Origin of the sequence: Clavibacter sp. VKM Ac-2872 (assembly GCF_015351105.1) — a bacterium.
Lineage (GTDB): Bacteria > Actinomycetota > Actinomycetes > Actinomycetales > Microbacteriaceae > Clavibacter.
In genome coordinates, this window is record NZ_JADKRR010000001.1 from 1 (window position 1) to 15,464 (window position 15,464).

The window sequence follows — 15,464 nt, forward strand, 5'->3', positions numbered from 1 at the left end:
TCGAGCAGGCCGCGAGGCCGACGACGAGGAAGCCCGCGGTAGCGAGGCCGAAGACGGACTTGGTGAGATTGCGCATGATGGATCCCTGTCTTTTGAGGCGGCCGACGTGGTCGCCGGTTGGAGTCGCAGGGTCATTCGGCGCCCCTCGCCAGGGCGATGGGTCCCGTGATGCTTTCGTGACCCTGGGCGTCCTGATCGGGGTCACCGCTGCAGCCCCGGGCGCTGGTTGCCGTCGACGCGGAGGGTCACGGATCCGGTCGCGCCCTGGGCGGTCGTGGGCGCCGACGCGGGCAGCCGCACGGTGAGGCGCAGGTGGTCCCGGCCGCCGGCCGCGCGGGCGGGGGATCCGGGCAGCGCGACGCGTCCGACGGCGGGGCGGTCGGCCACCACCGAGGTGATCGTGCCCGAGCAGGTGGCGGTGCCGGGCGCGCCGGTCCACGCGACCGGGCAGCGGTCGAACGCCACCTGGAGGCCGTCGGACGTGCTCGCGACGGCTGTGCCGCCGAGCGTGACCATGAGCTCCGACGCCCGGACGGTGCCGGTGTTGGCGAGGTCCACGAGCCGCACCTGGGCGTCGCCCGGCCGCAGCCCGGTGATCGGGACGGCGAGCTGATCCGCTCCGCCTCCGCCCCAGCCGAGCGCCACGGCACCGGCCATGACCGACACGGTCGTCGAGGCGCGATCGGTGAACACGGCGTACGCGGTGCCGGCACCGGCGAGGACCAGGGCCGCGGTGATCGCCGGGACGAGCAGCGGACGCAGGCGAGCCCCGGTGCCGCGCACGTGGCGTCCCCTGCCCCCGCGGTGGCGGGCGCGGCCGCTCATGCGCCGCCGCCGTCCACGGAGACGGCGCGCGCGGGACGGCGCCACACGGCGCTGAGCGCCCAGGCCATCGCCCCCGCGCCCGCGACGCCGAAGGCGAGCAGCCGGATGGTGGGGTCGCCCAGCCAGACGAACGGCCACCCCAGCACGGGCAGGACGGCGCTGCGACGCCAGACGGAGTCGTCGCCGATGGTGACGATCCAGGGATCGCCCGCGGGGTTGTTGTCGCCCTTGGTCTGGATGGCGAGGCGGTCGGCGGACCAGTCCTCGAGCTGATCCGCGTCGTCGGGGCCGAACACGCGCGTCACGCGGTGGATCACCCGCACGCGCGGGCCGAGCGGCGCGGTGAAGACGACCACGTCGCCGACCGCGACGTCCGCGCGCGGTGTCGGCTCCGTGATCGCCAGCGAGCCGACGGGCATGCCGGGCGCCATCGAGTTCGAGAGCACGGGCACGAACCGCGTGATGCCGAGCGCGGAGAGCGCGACGACCCCGACGACGGCGAGCACGAGGCCCACGGTCGCGATCCCGCCCAGGATGCCGGCCGCGTGGCGGAGGGGGCCGCGCCGCGCCCCGCGCCCGCGGGTCACGAGGCGGCCTCCGGGTCGGTGCGGTCCCTGCGGGCGGCGAGGAAGAGGATCCCGCCGCCGAGGAGCGCGAGCAGGGCGCCCGCGAGCGCGGCGGCGATGTCGCGGCCTGTGACGGGGAGGAGGTCGTGGGGGACGCGACCGGACGCGGTCGCGGATCCGCCGCCCGAGGCCGCCGGGGAGCCGGCCCCGGAGCCCGGGGTGCCGCCGGTGCCCGGGGTGGGGACGGCGCCCGTGTCGTCGGTGAGCGCGAAGCTCACCCGCAGCATGCCGGCGGTGCGCTCCATGCCGTTGTCCGCCTCGGCGGGGAAGCGGATGCGCACGAGGATCCCGACGGTCTCCCCGGGCGCGAGGGCGGTGGTCGTGTCGACGTGGTCGAGCATGGCGGCGGGGCCGGAACCGAGGGGGTCGAGGGAGCCGGGGCAGCTCATCCACGAGGTCGTGAGGTCGAAGCCGCCGGCGCAGAGGCGCACGTCGAGCTGGATGCCGCCGAGGGCATCGCCCGTGAGGGCCATCGACCGCATGGAGTCGAGGCGCACGGAGAGCGGGGACCCGCCGCCGGAGCGGTTGGTCACGTCGGCGGCCCAGTCGACGGTGTCGCCGGGGGCGAGCCCGTCGAGCGGGATGTCGGGGCCGGTCCTCTCCACGACCTCGAGGGAGCCGTCGGCCGGGGCGAGAGGGGGCATGCCGTCCCAGGGGGACGACGGGAAGGGGGATGGGGCCGGGGCCGCCGTCGCGGTGGGCGCGTCCGTCGCGGTGGCGACGGATCCGGATGCGGGCGCCGCGGCACCGAGCGCCAGGCACAGCGCGACGGCGGCGATGCCGGTTCCGGTGCGTGCGCGCATGGGCGTGTCCTCGGGTGCTGCGGTGCGTGGATGCGGGGTCGAGCGGGCCGATCGGGCCCCGGCGGGTGCCGGGGCCCGATCGGACCGGGTCAGCGCTGCAGGCCGTCGCGCTGGATCGCCGCCGCCGTGAAGGTGAGCTGCGCGGACGCGTTCTCGTAGTCGCTGTCGGCACCGGCCGGCAGCTGCATCACCATCAGCGTGTTGAGCGTCACGTCGGCCGTGTCGCTCGGGAACGTGCCGTCGGCCGTGGGCGTGAGGCCGAAGGCCGCCGGCAGGAGCGTGGTGGAGTTGCCCGTCCCCGTGATGGAGTTGAGCGTGCCGCTGCCCGTCGTCTGGACCGTCCCGCCGCACGTGTACGGGCCGGTCGGCGTGGTCGTCGGGCCGGCCGTCCAGGTGCCGCCGACGCAGGTCAGCAGGCTGTAGGTGAGCCCGTCCGTGCCCGTGACGATCGACTCGCCCGCACCGGGGACGTTGGGGTCGTCCGTCCCGACCGTCTCCCCGGTCACGGCGTACGACAGCTGGATCGACTGCACCAGGTTGCCGTCGTTCGTGGCGTTCGGCAGCTCGATCAGGATCGGGCGCTGCACGGTGTCGCCCGGCGCGATGTCCGCGACGGTGTAGCTGCCCGTCGCGGCGATGTCGAGCTGGCCCGCGTCGACGCCGAGCAGCGTCGAGGCCGAGTCGGTGAAGATGGCGAACGCCCCGCCGGCGATGAGGGCTCCGCCTCCCGCGATGATCGCGCCGGTGGCGACGATCTTCTTCCAGGGGCGGCGGGTCTCGGGTGCTGTGGTGGTGCTCATGATGGTCGTTCCTCTCGATGGGTCGTGCGATGCGATGCGTGCTGTGGTGGTGTCGGTGGTGCGGTGCTGTCGGCAGGTCTGGTCGGAGGGCCCGGTGCCGGGCGGCGGATGCGGCCGGGGCGGGCGCGGGGCGGGCATCAGCAGCCCACCGCGGAGACGGCCGCCGGCTGGGCGACGGCGGCGGACGGGGCGCTCGCGACGCCGACCCAGCGCTGCAGGTCGGGGCGGACGCGCCACTGGTAGGAGCGGGCCTCGCCGACCCGGTCGTCCGAGAACGACGTGACGGAGCCGGAGAGCCGGGCGACCGTGATCCACGCGCCGGGCGTCGTGCCCGCGAGGCGGCGCTCGACGAGCTGGTCGGTGGCGCCGGGGACCGCGCTCCACGCGACCGCGGTGACCGGGCGGCCGGCGACGCAGCTCGCGGTCGCCGCGGTGACGGTCGTCGTGCTCGTCCAGATGCCGGTGGACGCGCCGAGGGCCGTCTCGTCCCGGTGCGTGAAGCCGCGGGGCACGAGCGGCGCGGGATCCAGGAAGACCGTGACGGTGGACGACGCGGCGAGCCCGGTGCCGGGCGCCGAAGGGCGGTCGGTGATCGCGTACGCGACGGCGGTGGATCCCGGCGTGCCGGTGGCCGGCGGCCGGTACGTGCACAGGACGGCCGTGCAGCTGAAGGAGCCGGGCAGCGCGGCGGGCGGGGTGGCGCCCGTGATCGCGAGGGAGTCGCCGTCCACGTCGGTGTCGTTCGCCCGCGGGTCGATCGTCACGTCCGGCCCGCCGACGGTCGCGACCAGGCGGTCGGCCCGCGCGACGGCGGTGCGGTTGACGGCGGTGACCGTGACCGTGACCCGCACGTTCCAGGTGCCCGCGCCGCTCTGCAGCGCGTAGTCGAAGACGTCCACGCCCGTGAAGCCGTCGATCGACCGGTACGTGCACCGCCCGCGGTCGGTGCCGCTCGCGACGCACGTGGCGCTGCCGGAGGTCGGCGACGCGGGCACGGGACCCGCCGCGCCGCCCACGAGCGACGGCGTCGCCGAGAGCTGCGCGCGGCTGAGGGTCGCGCCCGTCGCGGCGCGCCCGTCGTTGGCGAGCACGTCGATCACCACGGGCACGCCCTGCGGCGTCGTCGCGGCGTCGGGCAGCGGGTCGGCCACGGCGAGCACGGTCGCCGTCGCGGTGCTGCTGATCGTGCCGGTCGGCGCGGTCGCCGTCGCGGTCGCGGTGTTGACGATGGATCCGGCCGCCACGTCCGCGGTCGTGGCCGTGTACGTGGCGGCCGCGGTCACGACCTGGCCGGGCAGGAGCGTGCCGGCGGTCCCGGGCCACGTGTACGCGAGGGCGGAGACGCCGGTGCGCGGATCCGCGATGGAGACGCTCGTGAGCGTGGTCGACCCGGTGTTCTCCAGCCGGAACGCGTACGTCACGACGCCGCCCGCCGCCGGCACGTTGCCGGGGGTCGCCGTCTTGGTGAGGGTCATGGTCGATGCGCGGTCGAGGGTCACGGTGCGGGTCGCGGTCGCCTGCGCCGGCACGCCCCCGGAGCTCGCGCCGCGCACGGTCGCGGTGTTCGCGATCTGCCCCGCGTCGACGTCGGACTGCCGCACCGTGTAGCCGGCGCTCGCGGTGGCGGTCGCCCCGGGCGCGAGGGTGCCCGCGGTGCCCGGCCACGCGTACGTCACGGCCGACAGCCCGGGCAGCGGATCCGTGAGCGCCACCCCGGTCAGCGGCACGGTGCCGGTGTTCCTGAAGGAGAAGGAGTACGCGACCGTGGCGCCCGCCCGGGACCCGCCCGTGAGCGTGGCGCCCTTCGTGAGCGTGAGGGCCGCGGAGCCGTTGACGGGCGTGCTCGTCGAGGAGCTCGCGGTCGGGGCGGCCACGCTGGCGAAGGTCTGGCCGGAGACGGTGGCGGTGTTCACGAGCGGCACCGCCGCGTCGACGTCGGCCTGGGTCACCGTGTACGCGGTGGAGGTGAAGGTCTGGGACGCGCCGGGCGCCAGGGTCACGGAGGCGGGGCTGATCCCGGTGACGCGCGGATCCGCCACCGCCACCTGCCGCAGCGACACGTTCCCGGCGTTCCGCGCGACGAACGAGTAGGCGATCCGCTCGCCGACGTCGGCCTTGCCGTTGCCGTTCGTGTCCGTGAGCACGCCGGTCTTCGTGAGCGCGAGAGCGGGGGCGGGGGCCACGATCGGCACCGTGACGGAGCTCGTGTTGCTCGTCACCCCGGCGAGCAGCGTGTTGATGCCGGTCGCGGTCGCGGTGTTCGTGAGCGTGGCGTTCACGGCCTCCGCGGGCGTCACCACGTGGACGCCCGTGCAGGTGACCGACCTGCCGCCGAGGAACAGGCCCAACCCGAGCAGGCCGCCGGGGCAGGAGACGGACGAGATCAGGGGATCGTTCACGGCGAGGTTCGAGAGCGTGAGCCCGCCGGTGTTGGAGACCACGAACTGGTACGGGATCGTCTGCCCCTCGGCGTAGGCCGCCGGCTGCGCGGTGGTCCGGTCGATCTGCTTCACGAGGGTGAGGGCGGAGAGGTCGACGAGGCTCGAGACGCTCACCTCGCGGATCAGGTGCGTGTCCGTGAAGGTGCCCGTGGATGCCAGGTAGCCGAGCTTGTAGGAGGAGGGCGCGGGGGTCGTCATCGTGTACCGCAGCACCTGCGTGAGGGAGGCGGTGGATGCGCCTGCCGCCGCGCCCATGTAGACGGTGACCACGGGGAGCCGCGCGGACGAGACCGTGATGCGGATGGTCCGGCCGAGGTCCGTGGTGGGCGTGCTCAGGGTGGTGGTCGCGCGCAGGCTCGTCGCGGGTGTGACGCCCGTCAGGTAGCAGTAGCCCGCGAGGCCCGTGCCGGGTCCGCGCAGCGCGATCGCGTTGGGGCGCTGGCCGACGCCGGCGCCCGGGGTGGTGCAGCCGGTGCCGCGACCCTCGGTGGGGCTCGAGTAGTTGCCGAACGCGTCGAGTCCGATGCCGAGGTAGCCGCCCGCGACGCCCGGCGCGGTCGTGGTCTGGGCGTAGCCGAGGGACCCGCCGGAGGGGCCCGCCGCGGTCAGGGGCACGGATCCGTCGGTGAGGAAGAACCCGATGCCGTCGGCGCCGCCGGACGAGGTGCCGTACTGGTACTGGTCGAACTTGATGTCGAGGCCGCCGGTGGCGGGGATCGCGTTGTCGTAGACGACGCCGCCGACCGCGCTGGCACGGTTGTCGGTGAGCTGGAGGGCGCCGGGGTTCGCGCTCGCGGGCAGCGACTGGTTCCTGCTCGAGCACACGCCGAGGGTCGAGCCGCTCGTCGGGGCGGAGGTCGCGCGGGTGAGGCACGCGCTGCCGAGCGGCTTCCACGCGGCGTCGGCCACGCGCGTCCCGCTGAACGACTCGGCGACCAGCTGCGATGCCGCGGTCGCGGTCTGGGCGGGCAGGGCCACGAGGACCGCGGCGCCGACGGCGACGGCGGCGAGCGCGGCCAGCCGGCGGATCCCGGGGCGGGAGCGCGCGCCGGTGACGACCGGCCCCGGTCCGGCGGCATGACGCGCACGCGTACCCACCACCTCGACCACCCCCTGGAGATCGCGTCCCCGTCCGGGACGCCGGGAGGCCCCCCGGCCCCTGCGTCGGCAACGCTAAATCCGCCGGTCGACCCGGGAAAAGGGGCCCAGTAGCGATCTAGGTAAACCAGTAGCCCCCGTCTCGCCCCTCCGGCCCCCCGGGCGGGGCACATCGCGCTCGCGCGGTCGGATCGGCGGCCCCGGATCCTGTGAGTTGAGCCGACATCGCTCAACTTCCCCGGCTCCGACTTGACGCTCGCCGAGCCGTGGGTAGAGTTGAGTCATCGCGGCTCAAGTAGCACGCCGCTGACGAAGCGGCACCGCGAGCGAGACTCCGCGGGACACCCGCGTCACCACACGAAGCGACCCCCGTGATCCGGGCGCCGCGGCAACAGAAGGAGAACACCCCATGGCTCGTGCAGTAGGAATCGACCTGGGTACCACCAACTCGGTGGTCTCGGTCCTGGAGGGCGGGGAGCCCACCGTCATCGCCAACGCCGAGGGCGCGCGCACCACGCCGTCCGTCGTCGCGTTCACCAAGGACGGCGAGGTGCTGGTCGGCGAGACCGCCAAGCGCCAGAACGTCACCAACGTCGACCGCACCATCTCGTCGGTCAAGCGCCACATGGGCACCGACTGGACCGTCGGCATCGACGACAAGAAGTACACGTCGCAGGAGCTGTCCGCCCGCATCCTCGGCAAGCTCAAGCGCGACGCCGAGCAGTACCTGGGCGACTCGGTCACCGACGCGGTCATCACCGTCCCCGCGTACTTCAACGACGCCGAGCGCCAGGCCACGAAGGAGGCCGGCGAGATCGCGGGCCTCAACGTGCTCCGCATCATCAACGAGCCCACCGCCGCGGCGCTCGCCTACGGCCTCGACCGGGGCAAGGAGGACGAGCTCATCCTCGTCTTCGACCTCGGCGGCGGCACGTTCGACGTCTCCCTCCTCGAGGTGGGCAAGGACGACGACTTCAGCACCATCCAGGTCCGCTCCACCGCGGGCGACAACCGCCTCGGCGGCGACGACTGGGACCAGCGCATCGTCGACCACCTCGTCAAGCGCTTCAAGGAGTCGACGGGCGTCGACGTCTCGAACGACAAGATCGCCAAGCAGCGCCTCAAGGAGGCCGCTGAGCAGGCGAAGAAGGAGCTCAGCTCCTCCACCAGCACGAGCATCCAGCTGCCGTACCTCTCCCTCACGGAGAACGGCCCGGCCAACCTCGACGAGACGCTGACCCGCGCCAAGTTCGAGGAGCTCACGAACGACCTGCTCGAGCGCACCCGCAAGCCCTTCGAGGACGTCATCCGCGAGGCCGGCGTCTCGGTCGGCGACGTGGCCCACGTGGTCCTCGTCGGCGGATCCACCCGCATGCCCGCCGTCGTCGATCTCGTGAAGAAGCTCACGGGCGGCAAGGAGCCCAACAAGGGCGTCAACCCGGACGAGGTCGTCGCCGTCGGCGCCGCGCTCCAGGCCGGCGTGCTGAAGGGCGAGCGCAAGGACGTCCTGCTCATCGACGTCACCCCCCTGAGCCTCGGCATCGAGACCAAGGGCGGCATCATGACCAAGCTCATCGAGCGCAACACGGCCATCCCGACCAAGCGCAGCGAGACCTTCACCACGGCAGACGACAACCAGCCGTCCGTCGCGATCCAGGTCTTCCAGGGCGAGCGCGAGTTCACCCGCGACAACAAGAACCTGGGCACCTTCGAGCTCACCGGCATCGCGCCGGCGCCCCGCGGGATCCCGCAGGTCGAGGTCACCTTCGACATCGACGCCAACGGCATCGTGCACGTGTCCGCGAAGGACAAGGGCACCGGCAAGGAGCAGTCGATGACCATCACGGGCGGATCCTCGCTCGCGAAGGAGGACATCGAGCGCATGGTGCGCGAGGCCGAGGAGCACGCGGCGGAGGACAAGACGCGTCGCGAGCAGGCCGAGGTCCGCAACAACGCGGAGCAGCTCGCCTACTCGATCGACAAGCTCATCAAGGAGAACGACGACAAGCTCCCCGAGGACGTCAAGTCCGAGGTCCAGGGCGACGTCGACGGCCTGAAGAGCGCCCTCGCCGGCGACGACGAGGCCGCGGTCAAGACCGCGTTCGACAAGCTGTCCGCGAGCCAGACCAAGCTCGGCGAGGCCATCTACGCGCAGGGCCAGCAGGAGCAGGCCGCCGCGGAGACCCCTGAGGGCGCGCCCGAGGCGAAGAAGGACGACGAGGACATCGTCGACGCCGAGGTCGTGGACGAGGACGAGGACAAGAAGACCGACCGATGACCGAGGACACCGCGAACGGCGAGGGCACGACGCCCGAGGACGAGGGGGCCGAGCAGTCGGCCTCCCCGGCCCCGGCCGGGCCTGACGCCACGGCGGATCAGGCGGCCGACGCGGCCTCCGTCCCCGGCGCGGACGGCGCGTTCGTCGAGGCCGAGGGCCCCGACGTCGAGACGACCGACGCCATGGACGACGAGCTCCAGGACCTCATCGAGCAGACCCGGAACGAGCCCGCCGAGGGCGACTCCGAGCACCTCGCGGACCTGAAGCGCGTCAGCGCCGAGTACGCCAACTACCGCAAGCGCACCGAGGCCAACCGCGAGATCGAGCGGCAGCGCGCGATCGGCGACGTGGTCAAGGGCATCCTCCCGGTGCTCGACGACCTCGACCGGGCCGAGAAGCACGGCGACCTGGCGGAGGGCGGACCGCTCACCGCGATCGTCGCCAAGCTGCGGACGAACGTGGAGCGCATCGGGCTGGTCAAGGTGGGCGCCGTCGGCGACGCCTTCGACCCGCAGGTGCACGAGGCGATCTTCCAGAAGCCGAACCCCGAGGTCCAGGTGGACACCGTCGCGGACGTCGTCGAGAGTGGCTACTACATCGGCGAGACGCTGCTGCGGGCCGCGAAGGTCGTCGTCGACAAGCCGGAGTAGCGCCATCAACCGCAGCATCGATCCGGCTGCACCCATCCCGGTCCGGGCGTCCGCACGCGCGGGCGCCCGGACCGGGTCGTGCGGCCCCCACCACGAGACGACGAAGAAGGGAGGCGTCTGATGGCCAGCCAGGACTGGTTCGACAAGGACTTCTACAAGGTCCTCGGAGTGTCCAAGGACGTCTCGGAGGCCGACCTGAAGAAGGCCTACCGCAAGCTCGCGCGGCAGTACCACCCGGACAGCAATCCGGATCCGTCGGCCGAGTCGCGCTTCAAGGAGATCAGCGAGGCGCACGCCGTGCTGGCCGACAAGGAGCAGCGCAAGGAGTACGACCAGATCCGCGCGATGGGTTCGGGTGCGCGCTTCAGCGCTCCCGGTGCCGGCGCGCCGGGCGGCGGGTTCGAGGACGTGTTCGGCGGCATGTTCGGCCAGCAGGCCGGCGGCCGCGGGCGTCGCACGGCCGGGTTCGGATCCGGCCAGCCGCAGTACAGCCAGGGCGGGTTCGAGGACATCCTCGGCGGCATGTTCGGCAACGGCGGCTTCGGCCAGTCGACCGGCGGCTACCGGGGCTACGGCGCGCCCACCAAGGGGCGCGACGTCACCGCGTCCACCACGATCGACTTCCTCACCGCGGTGCAGGGCGACGTCGTGCGCCTGCAGGACTCCGACGGCCGGCCCCTCACGGTGCGCGTGCCGGCCGGGGTCTCCGACGGGCAGAAGATCCGGCTCGCCGGCAAGGGCGAGCCGTCGGGCGACGGCGGCGCGTCGGGGGACATCATCCTCACGGTGCACGTGCGACCGCACCCCGTGTTCGAGCGGGACGGGCTGAACCTCCGGGTGAACGTGCCCGTCACGTTCCCGGAGGCCGCGCTCGGCGCGACCATCGAGGTGCCCACGCTCGGCGGCGACCCGGTGCGGCTCAAGGTCGCGCCCGGCACGTCCAGCGGCAAGGTGCTGCGCGTCAAGGGCCGCGGCGCCACGACCCCGAAGGGCACGGGCGATCTGCTCGCGCGCATCGAGGTGGCGGTGCCGTCCCGGCTCACCGACGCCCAGCGCGTGGCGCTCGACGCGTTCGCGAGCTCGGGACCCGAGGAGGACCCGCGCCGCGAGCTCATCGAGCGGGCCAGGAGCTGACGTGGATCCCCGCGACACGATGGACGAGGACGCCCCCGTCTTCGTGATCTCCGTGGCGGCCGAGCTGTCGGGCATGCACCCGCAGACGCTCCGGCAGTACGACCGCCTCGGGCTCGTGTCGCCCACCCGCACGGCCGGGAGAAGCCGCCGCTACTCGATGCGCGACATCGTGCAGCTGCGGGAGGTCGCCCGGCTGGGTGCGGAGGGCGTGAGCCTGGAGGGCATCGCGCGGATCCTCGAGCTCGAGAACCAGGTGTCCGAGCTCCGCGGGCGCGTGCGCCAGCTGGAGTCGGCGCTCGCCGACGAGCTGCTGTCCCGTCCCGGCCGCCGCGTGTTCGCGGCCCGCGGCGACGGCGACGTGGTGTCGCTGCGCGCGGGCGTGCGGCCCTCGCGGCAGACCGAGGTCGTGCTGTACCGGGCGGCGCTCGCCATGCCGGGCGACGACCGCGACGGCTCCGGGCGCGACGCGCGGTGAGCGACGCTCCCGCTCCCGCATCCGCATCCGACGACCTGCTCGACCTCGGCGCGCTGCGCCGCCGGCCCGACGTCGAGGCCGAGAACCTCTTCGCGGTGGACGCGGCCGACAGGCTGCTCCTCGACGAGCTCATCGCGCTGCTCGCGTCCGCGGCCGACGCCGGCCGGCCGGTGCGGCCCGACGAGCTCGTCGTGATCGGCGACCAGTACGGCGCCCTCGCGCTCGGCGCCGCGGCGGCCCTGCGGCGGGCCGGGGCGGCGGATCCCCTCCGCATCCGCGTGCACCAGGACGCCCTCGCCTCCGAGACCGCGCTCGACCTCAACGCGGAGCTGGTCGGCGAGACCGCCGGCCTCCACCGTCACGGCCTCGGCGACGCGCTGGCCGCAGGCGCCCGCGTCGTGATCGCGCGCCTGCCGCGGAGCCTCGACGCCCTCGACGAGTGGGCCGGCGTGGTCGCGCGGGCCGCCGCCGACGACGTGACCGTGCTCGCGGGCGGCCGCGTCAAGCACATGACGCCCGCGATGACCGAGGTGCTCGCCCGCCGCTTCGGCGCCGTCCACGCGACGCTCGCCCGGCAGAAGTCGCGGATCCTCGTGGCGCGCGAGCCGCTCCGCCCGCCCGTCGACGCGGTCGACCCCTACCCGCGCCGCGAGTCGCACCCCGACCTCGGCCTCGAGGTCCGCGCGCACGGCGCCGCCTTCGCCGGATCCAAGATCGACATCGGCACGCGCTTCCTCCTCTCCTTCCTCGCCGACCTGCCTACCGACGCCCGCGTCGCGGTCGACCTCGGCTGCGGCACGGGCGTCCTCGCGTCGGCCGTCGCGCTCGCGCGTCCGGGCATCCGCGTCGTCGCGACCGACCAGTCGTGGGCGGCCGTCGACTCGGCGCGCGCGACCGTCGCCGCGAACGGGGTCGCCGAGCGGGTGACCGTGGTGCGCGACGACGCGGGATCCACCGTGCCCGGCGGATCCGCCGACCTCGTGCTCCTGAACCCGCCGTTCCACACGGGAGCGACCGTGCACGCGGGCCTCGCGCCGCGCCTGTTCGCGGCGGCCGCGCGCATGCTGCGCCCCGGCGGCCAGCTCTGGACCGTCTACAACAGCCCGCTCGGCTACCGGCCGCAGCTGACGCGCATCGTCGGGCCCACGCGCGAGGCGGGTCGGAACGCGAAGTTCACGGTCGCCGTCTCGACGAAGCCCGAGCCGCGGGCCTAGCCTCGGATCCACCGCGGCCGCCCGAGCCGCGCCGCTCGCCGAGGAGCCCGCATGCCCACCTTCCGCACCCGCGTCATGCAGGCCCGCGTCAACGCGACCGGGCTGCCCGTGCCGCCGGAGGCGCTCGACGAGCTGGGTGCCGGGAAGCGGCCCGCGGTCGTCGTGACCGTCGCGGGCTACACGTACCGCACGAGCGTCGGCGCGATGGGCGGGCAGGCCCTGATCCCGCTCGCCGCCGCGCACCGGGCCGCGTCGGGCGTCGCCGCCGACGATGAGGTCGAGGTGACCATCGAGCTCGACGCCGCGCCGCGCGAGGCCGTCGTCCCCGAGGAGGTGGCTGCCGCCTTCGCCGCGGAGCCCGCCCTCGCCGAGGCGTTCCGCGCGCTCTCGTCGAGCCGCCAGCGCGCTCTCGTGGATCCGATCGCCGAGGCGAAGACGGATGAGACCCGCGCGCGTCGCGTGGAGAAGGCGCTGGCGGCGCTCCGCGACTGACCCGCCGGTCACCGCGGGCCGCGCGCGTCAGGCCGCCGGCGGATCCAGCACGAGCAGGTCGCCGATCTCGCACTCGAGCGCGCGGCAGACCGCGACGAGGGTCGAGTAGCGGATCGCCCGGGCGCGGTCGTTCTTCAGCACCGACAGGTTGACCTGGCTCACGCCCACCATCGCGCTCAGGCGCGTGAGCGTCATGCCGCGCGCGGCGAGCAGCTCGTCGAGGCGGCAGTGGACGCCGGTGGGGCCGTCGTCGTCTGCGCCCATCAGACGAGGCCGCGGGTGTCGCGCTGCAGGGTCTCGCCGTGCTCGACCACGAGGCCCACGATCATCAGGGCGAAGCCGAGCGCGATGGTGGACGCGTCGACCTCCGCGATGACGGGCCAGAAGCCGTCGAGCCCCACGTCCGGGTCGTTGAGCGCGTCGCCGACCATCCACGCGACGCCCGTGCGCGCGGCGAGCGAGAGCAGCGCGGCGATCATCACGGTGCCGCCCGCGAGCGTGACCACGAGGCTGAGGCGGCGGGCGAGCGGATCCGGCCGGAGCAGCCGCCGGGCGAGGACCGCGACGGTGCCCGCGAGCGCGATGCCCACGGAGGCGTCGAGCGCGATCCGGGCGACGTGCAGCGCGACGATCCCGCCCGGCAGCTCGCCCACGGCGACCTCGGCCGTGCGGTACGCGCCCGATCGGAGGTCGGCGGGGCCGGCGTCGGCCTCGGCGGGCAGGGATCCGCGCATCTCGAGGGACGTGTGGACCACGCCGGTCCGCAGGGTCTCCACCGCGCTCGCGACGGCCGCGGCGGCGACCACCAGCAGCACGAGCACGGCGATCGCGAGGGCCGTCCACAGGACGCCGCGCGTGAGCCGGGCTCCGGACCCGGTGCCGGCGAGGGGCGAGCGTCCCATGTCATGTCCCATCGATCATCGTTACAACGAATGTCGATATGGTCGCACGCGCGCCGGCCTCGTGTCCAGACCCGCGCGGATCACACCGGATGCGTGCGGAACCACTCCAGGAGCCACCGGGCGCGGGAGGGCGCGTCGGGGCGGGCCGCGGCGGACACCGGCTTGTCGAGGAAGTCGTCGTAGCCGCGGACCTGGCGGAGCGTCGCGTCGTCGACCGTGCGGAAGCCCATGGACCACTGGGGGAACTGCCGGGCGGGGATCTCCTCGTCGAGCAGCAGGCGCACGTCGGTGTGGCGCGGATCGGCCTCGATGGTCGCGTACACCGCCTCCACCGCGTCGTGCGGGCCCTCGAGGACCTGCATGAAGCGGCCGTCGCGGTGCAGGAGCAGCCCCGTGAGGCCGGCCTCCTCGTTGTTCCGGATCACTCGCCCAGGAGCTCGGCGAGGTCGTCGTCGCTCATGGGTCGCGTGGCGGTGCTCGTGTAGACGGTCGTGCGCATGGTTCCCCCTCAGGCCGTCCCCCCATCCTGGCGCGTCCGGTGCGCCGACGGGGGACGGGGCGCGCGGGTCGGACATCGCCCGGCCCTCCCAGCGTGATCCGCGCACTCGGCCGCCAACAAGAGCCCGGCGCGTCCGCGGGTACGGGGCGCGCCGGGCTCCTGCTGCTGCCGCGTCCGTTCGGGTCGGATCGCGGAGGGATCTGATGAGCTGCCCCGCCGGGCGGGGGACGCGGCGGGGCGCTCGTCGGGCATCCATTCGCACCGCGGCATCGGGGGAACCCGCTGTGCTGAGAAGACTCTACGACGGCGGTCCTCATTTAGGGGGACATGTCGTGCACGAAGTGCGGGTGATCCGAGGGTGAGGCGAGGGTGAGAGGCCCCGCCCGCCGCGGATCCGGTCTCAGCGGGAGGCGCCGCCGAGGGTCCAGGTGCGCACGTGCTCCCATGTGAGGGTGTTCCACCAGCGGCCGGACCAGTCCGGGCTCGCCGTGCGGTACATCACGACCGTGTCGCCGCGGAAGCCCTCGGGCACGGGCTGCTCGAGCCCGCGGATGAAGTCGCCGACCTCGTCGTGCAGGTCGGGGCGCACGAGGAGGTCGTGCGAGGCGAGCGACAGGTGGGCGCGGAAGCGAGCGGGATCGAACGTGTGGTGCTCGGGGGACTGCATGGGCCGGCGGAACGGGGCCACGACGCGGTCGATGTCCGCCGCGAGCGCGAGCAGCTCGGCGTTCTGGCTGCCGTCGGGTCGCTCGTCGACGTCGTAGACGAAGCCGAACCCCTGCTCGCGGACGCCCGCGTTGTGCACGTCGAAGGCGGGACGGTCGGCGAGGAGCTCGGTGACCGCCTCGATCACCCGGGCCTCGTCGTGCCCGAACGGCTGGCTCCCGATGAGGGTCGCGTGCGGGGGGAAGGCGCCCGCGGACACGAGGCCGTACTGCGCGCGGATCTGGTCGGTGACGACGGTCACGGCGCGGCAGGTGCGCGGGTCGGGGCGGAGGAAGATCCCGTAGCGGTAGGGGTCGCTGTCGTCGCGGGGGAGCAGTGACGGGCGCATGTCGACGCGGCTCGCCGCCGCGGGGACGATGTCGGGCGCGGCGATGTCGTAGGCGGTCGGGTCGTCGTGGTCCATGGGGGATCCTCCAGGCGTCGAGCGAGCGCAGGGAACGTTCCCTACGGTGCGACGACCACCGTGGCACACCGCGGGCGGACGAGGGAGGCCGCGGGGTG

15 protein-coding genes are annotated in these 15,464 nt (G+C 74.1%); 6 read left to right on the top strand and 9 right to left on the bottom strand.

Annotation, left to right across the window (positions count from 1 at the left end):
- Positions 1-201: 201 nt before the first annotated feature.
- From ITJ40_RS00005 to ITJ40_RS00025, 5 genes are all read right to left on the bottom strand, one after another.
- Positions 202-783 (bottom strand): TasA family protein, encoded by a 582-nt coding sequence (locus ITJ40_RS00005; protein ID WP_370531950.1) that lies wholly within the window; start codon positions 781-783, stop codon positions 202-204.
- 38 nt (positions 784-821) lie between these two features.
- Positions 822-1,412, bottom strand: coding sequence for a signal peptidase I (locus tag ITJ40_RS00010; protein ID WP_194664863.1), 591 nt, complete (start codon positions 1,410-1,412; stop codon positions 822-824).
- Positions 1,409-2,254, bottom strand: a complete 846-nt coding sequence (locus ITJ40_RS00015; RefSeq protein ID WP_194664865.1) for a sortase — start codon at positions 2,252-2,254, stop codon at positions 1,409-1,411. The genes ITJ40_RS00010 and ITJ40_RS00015 overlap by 4 nt, the downstream gene beginning before the upstream one ends.
- Before the next feature lie 89 nt (positions 2,255-2,343).
- Complete coding sequence (locus tag ITJ40_RS00020) at positions 2,344-3,054, bottom strand: TasA family protein (RefSeq protein WP_194664867.1); 711 nt, start codon at positions 3,052-3,054, stop codon at positions 2,344-2,346.
- A 137-nt stretch (positions 3,055-3,191) separates the two neighbouring features.
- Complete coding sequence (locus tag ITJ40_RS00025; protein ID WP_194664869.1) at positions 3,192-6,596, bottom strand: Ig-like domain-containing protein; 3,405 nt, start codon at positions 6,594-6,596, stop codon at positions 3,192-3,194.
- A 406-nt stretch (positions 6,597-7,002) separates the two neighbouring features.
- On the opposite strand from ITJ40_RS00025, the gene dnaK reads away from it, so the two are divergent.
- From dnaK to ITJ40_RS00055, 6 genes are all read left to right on the top strand, one after another.
- On the top strand, positions 7,003-8,871 hold the full coding sequence (gene dnaK, locus ITJ40_RS00030; RefSeq protein ID WP_194664875.1) for a molecular chaperone DnaK: 1,869 nt from the start codon (positions 7,003-7,005) through the stop codon (positions 8,869-8,871).
- Positions 8,868-9,521: a nucleotide exchange factor GrpE gene (locus ITJ40_RS00035; protein WP_194664877.1), complete on the top strand. Its 654-nt coding sequence runs from the start codon at positions 8,868-8,870 to the stop codon at positions 9,519-9,521. The genes dnaK and ITJ40_RS00035 overlap by 4 nt, the downstream gene beginning before the upstream one ends.
- A gap of 120 nt (positions 9,522-9,641) precedes the next feature.
- Entirely contained in the window at positions 9,642-10,655 is a 1,014-nt protein-coding gene (locus tag ITJ40_RS00040; RefSeq protein WP_194664879.1) for a DnaJ C-terminal domain-containing protein, read from the top strand.
- Positions 10,656-10,674: 19 nt separating this feature from the next.
- Positions 10,675-11,130, top strand: a complete 456-nt coding sequence (locus tag ITJ40_RS00045; RefSeq protein ID WP_041465342.1) for a heat shock protein transcriptional repressor HspR — start codon at positions 10,675-10,677, stop codon at positions 11,128-11,130.
- On the top strand, positions 11,127-12,344 hold the full coding sequence (locus tag ITJ40_RS00050) for a class I SAM-dependent methyltransferase (protein ID WP_194664881.1): 1,218 nt from the start codon (positions 11,127-11,129) through the stop codon (positions 12,342-12,344). The genes ITJ40_RS00045 and ITJ40_RS00050 overlap by 4 nt, the downstream gene beginning before the upstream one ends.
- A gap of 51 nt (positions 12,345-12,395) precedes the next feature.
- Positions 12,396-12,836 carry a YdeI/OmpD-associated family protein gene (locus ITJ40_RS00055; protein WP_194664882.1) on the top strand — a complete coding sequence of 147 codons (441 nt, stop codon included), beginning with the start codon at positions 12,396-12,398 and terminating at the stop codon, positions 12,834-12,836.
- A gap of 27 nt (positions 12,837-12,863) precedes the next feature.
- Here the strand turns inward: ITJ40_RS00055 and ITJ40_RS00060 are convergent, their stop codons facing one another.
- From ITJ40_RS00060 to ITJ40_RS00075, 4 genes are all read right to left on the bottom strand, one after another.
- Positions 12,864-13,100, bottom strand: coding sequence for a helix-turn-helix transcriptional regulator (locus ITJ40_RS00060; protein ID WP_194664885.1), 237 nt, complete (start codon positions 13,098-13,100; stop codon positions 12,864-12,866).
- Positions 13,100-13,738 (bottom strand): hypothetical protein, encoded by a 639-nt coding sequence (locus ITJ40_RS00065; RefSeq protein ID WP_194664886.1) that lies wholly within the window; start codon positions 13,736-13,738, stop codon positions 13,100-13,102. Before ITJ40_RS00065 ends, ITJ40_RS00060 begins: the two co-directional genes overlap by 1 nt.
- A gap of 80 nt (positions 13,739-13,818) precedes the next feature.
- The gene (locus ITJ40_RS17185; protein ID WP_370531951.1) at positions 13,819-14,163 is read right to left on the bottom strand and encodes a BLUF domain-containing protein; all 345 of its coding nucleotides are present in this window, start codon (positions 14,161-14,163) and stop codon (positions 13,819-13,821) included.
- A 474-nt stretch (positions 14,164-14,637) separates the two neighbouring features.
- Positions 14,638-15,366, bottom strand: coding sequence for a 2'-5' RNA ligase family protein (locus ITJ40_RS00075; RefSeq protein WP_194664888.1), 729 nt, complete (start codon positions 15,364-15,366; stop codon positions 14,638-14,640).
- Positions 15,367-15,464: the final 98 nt, after the last annotated feature.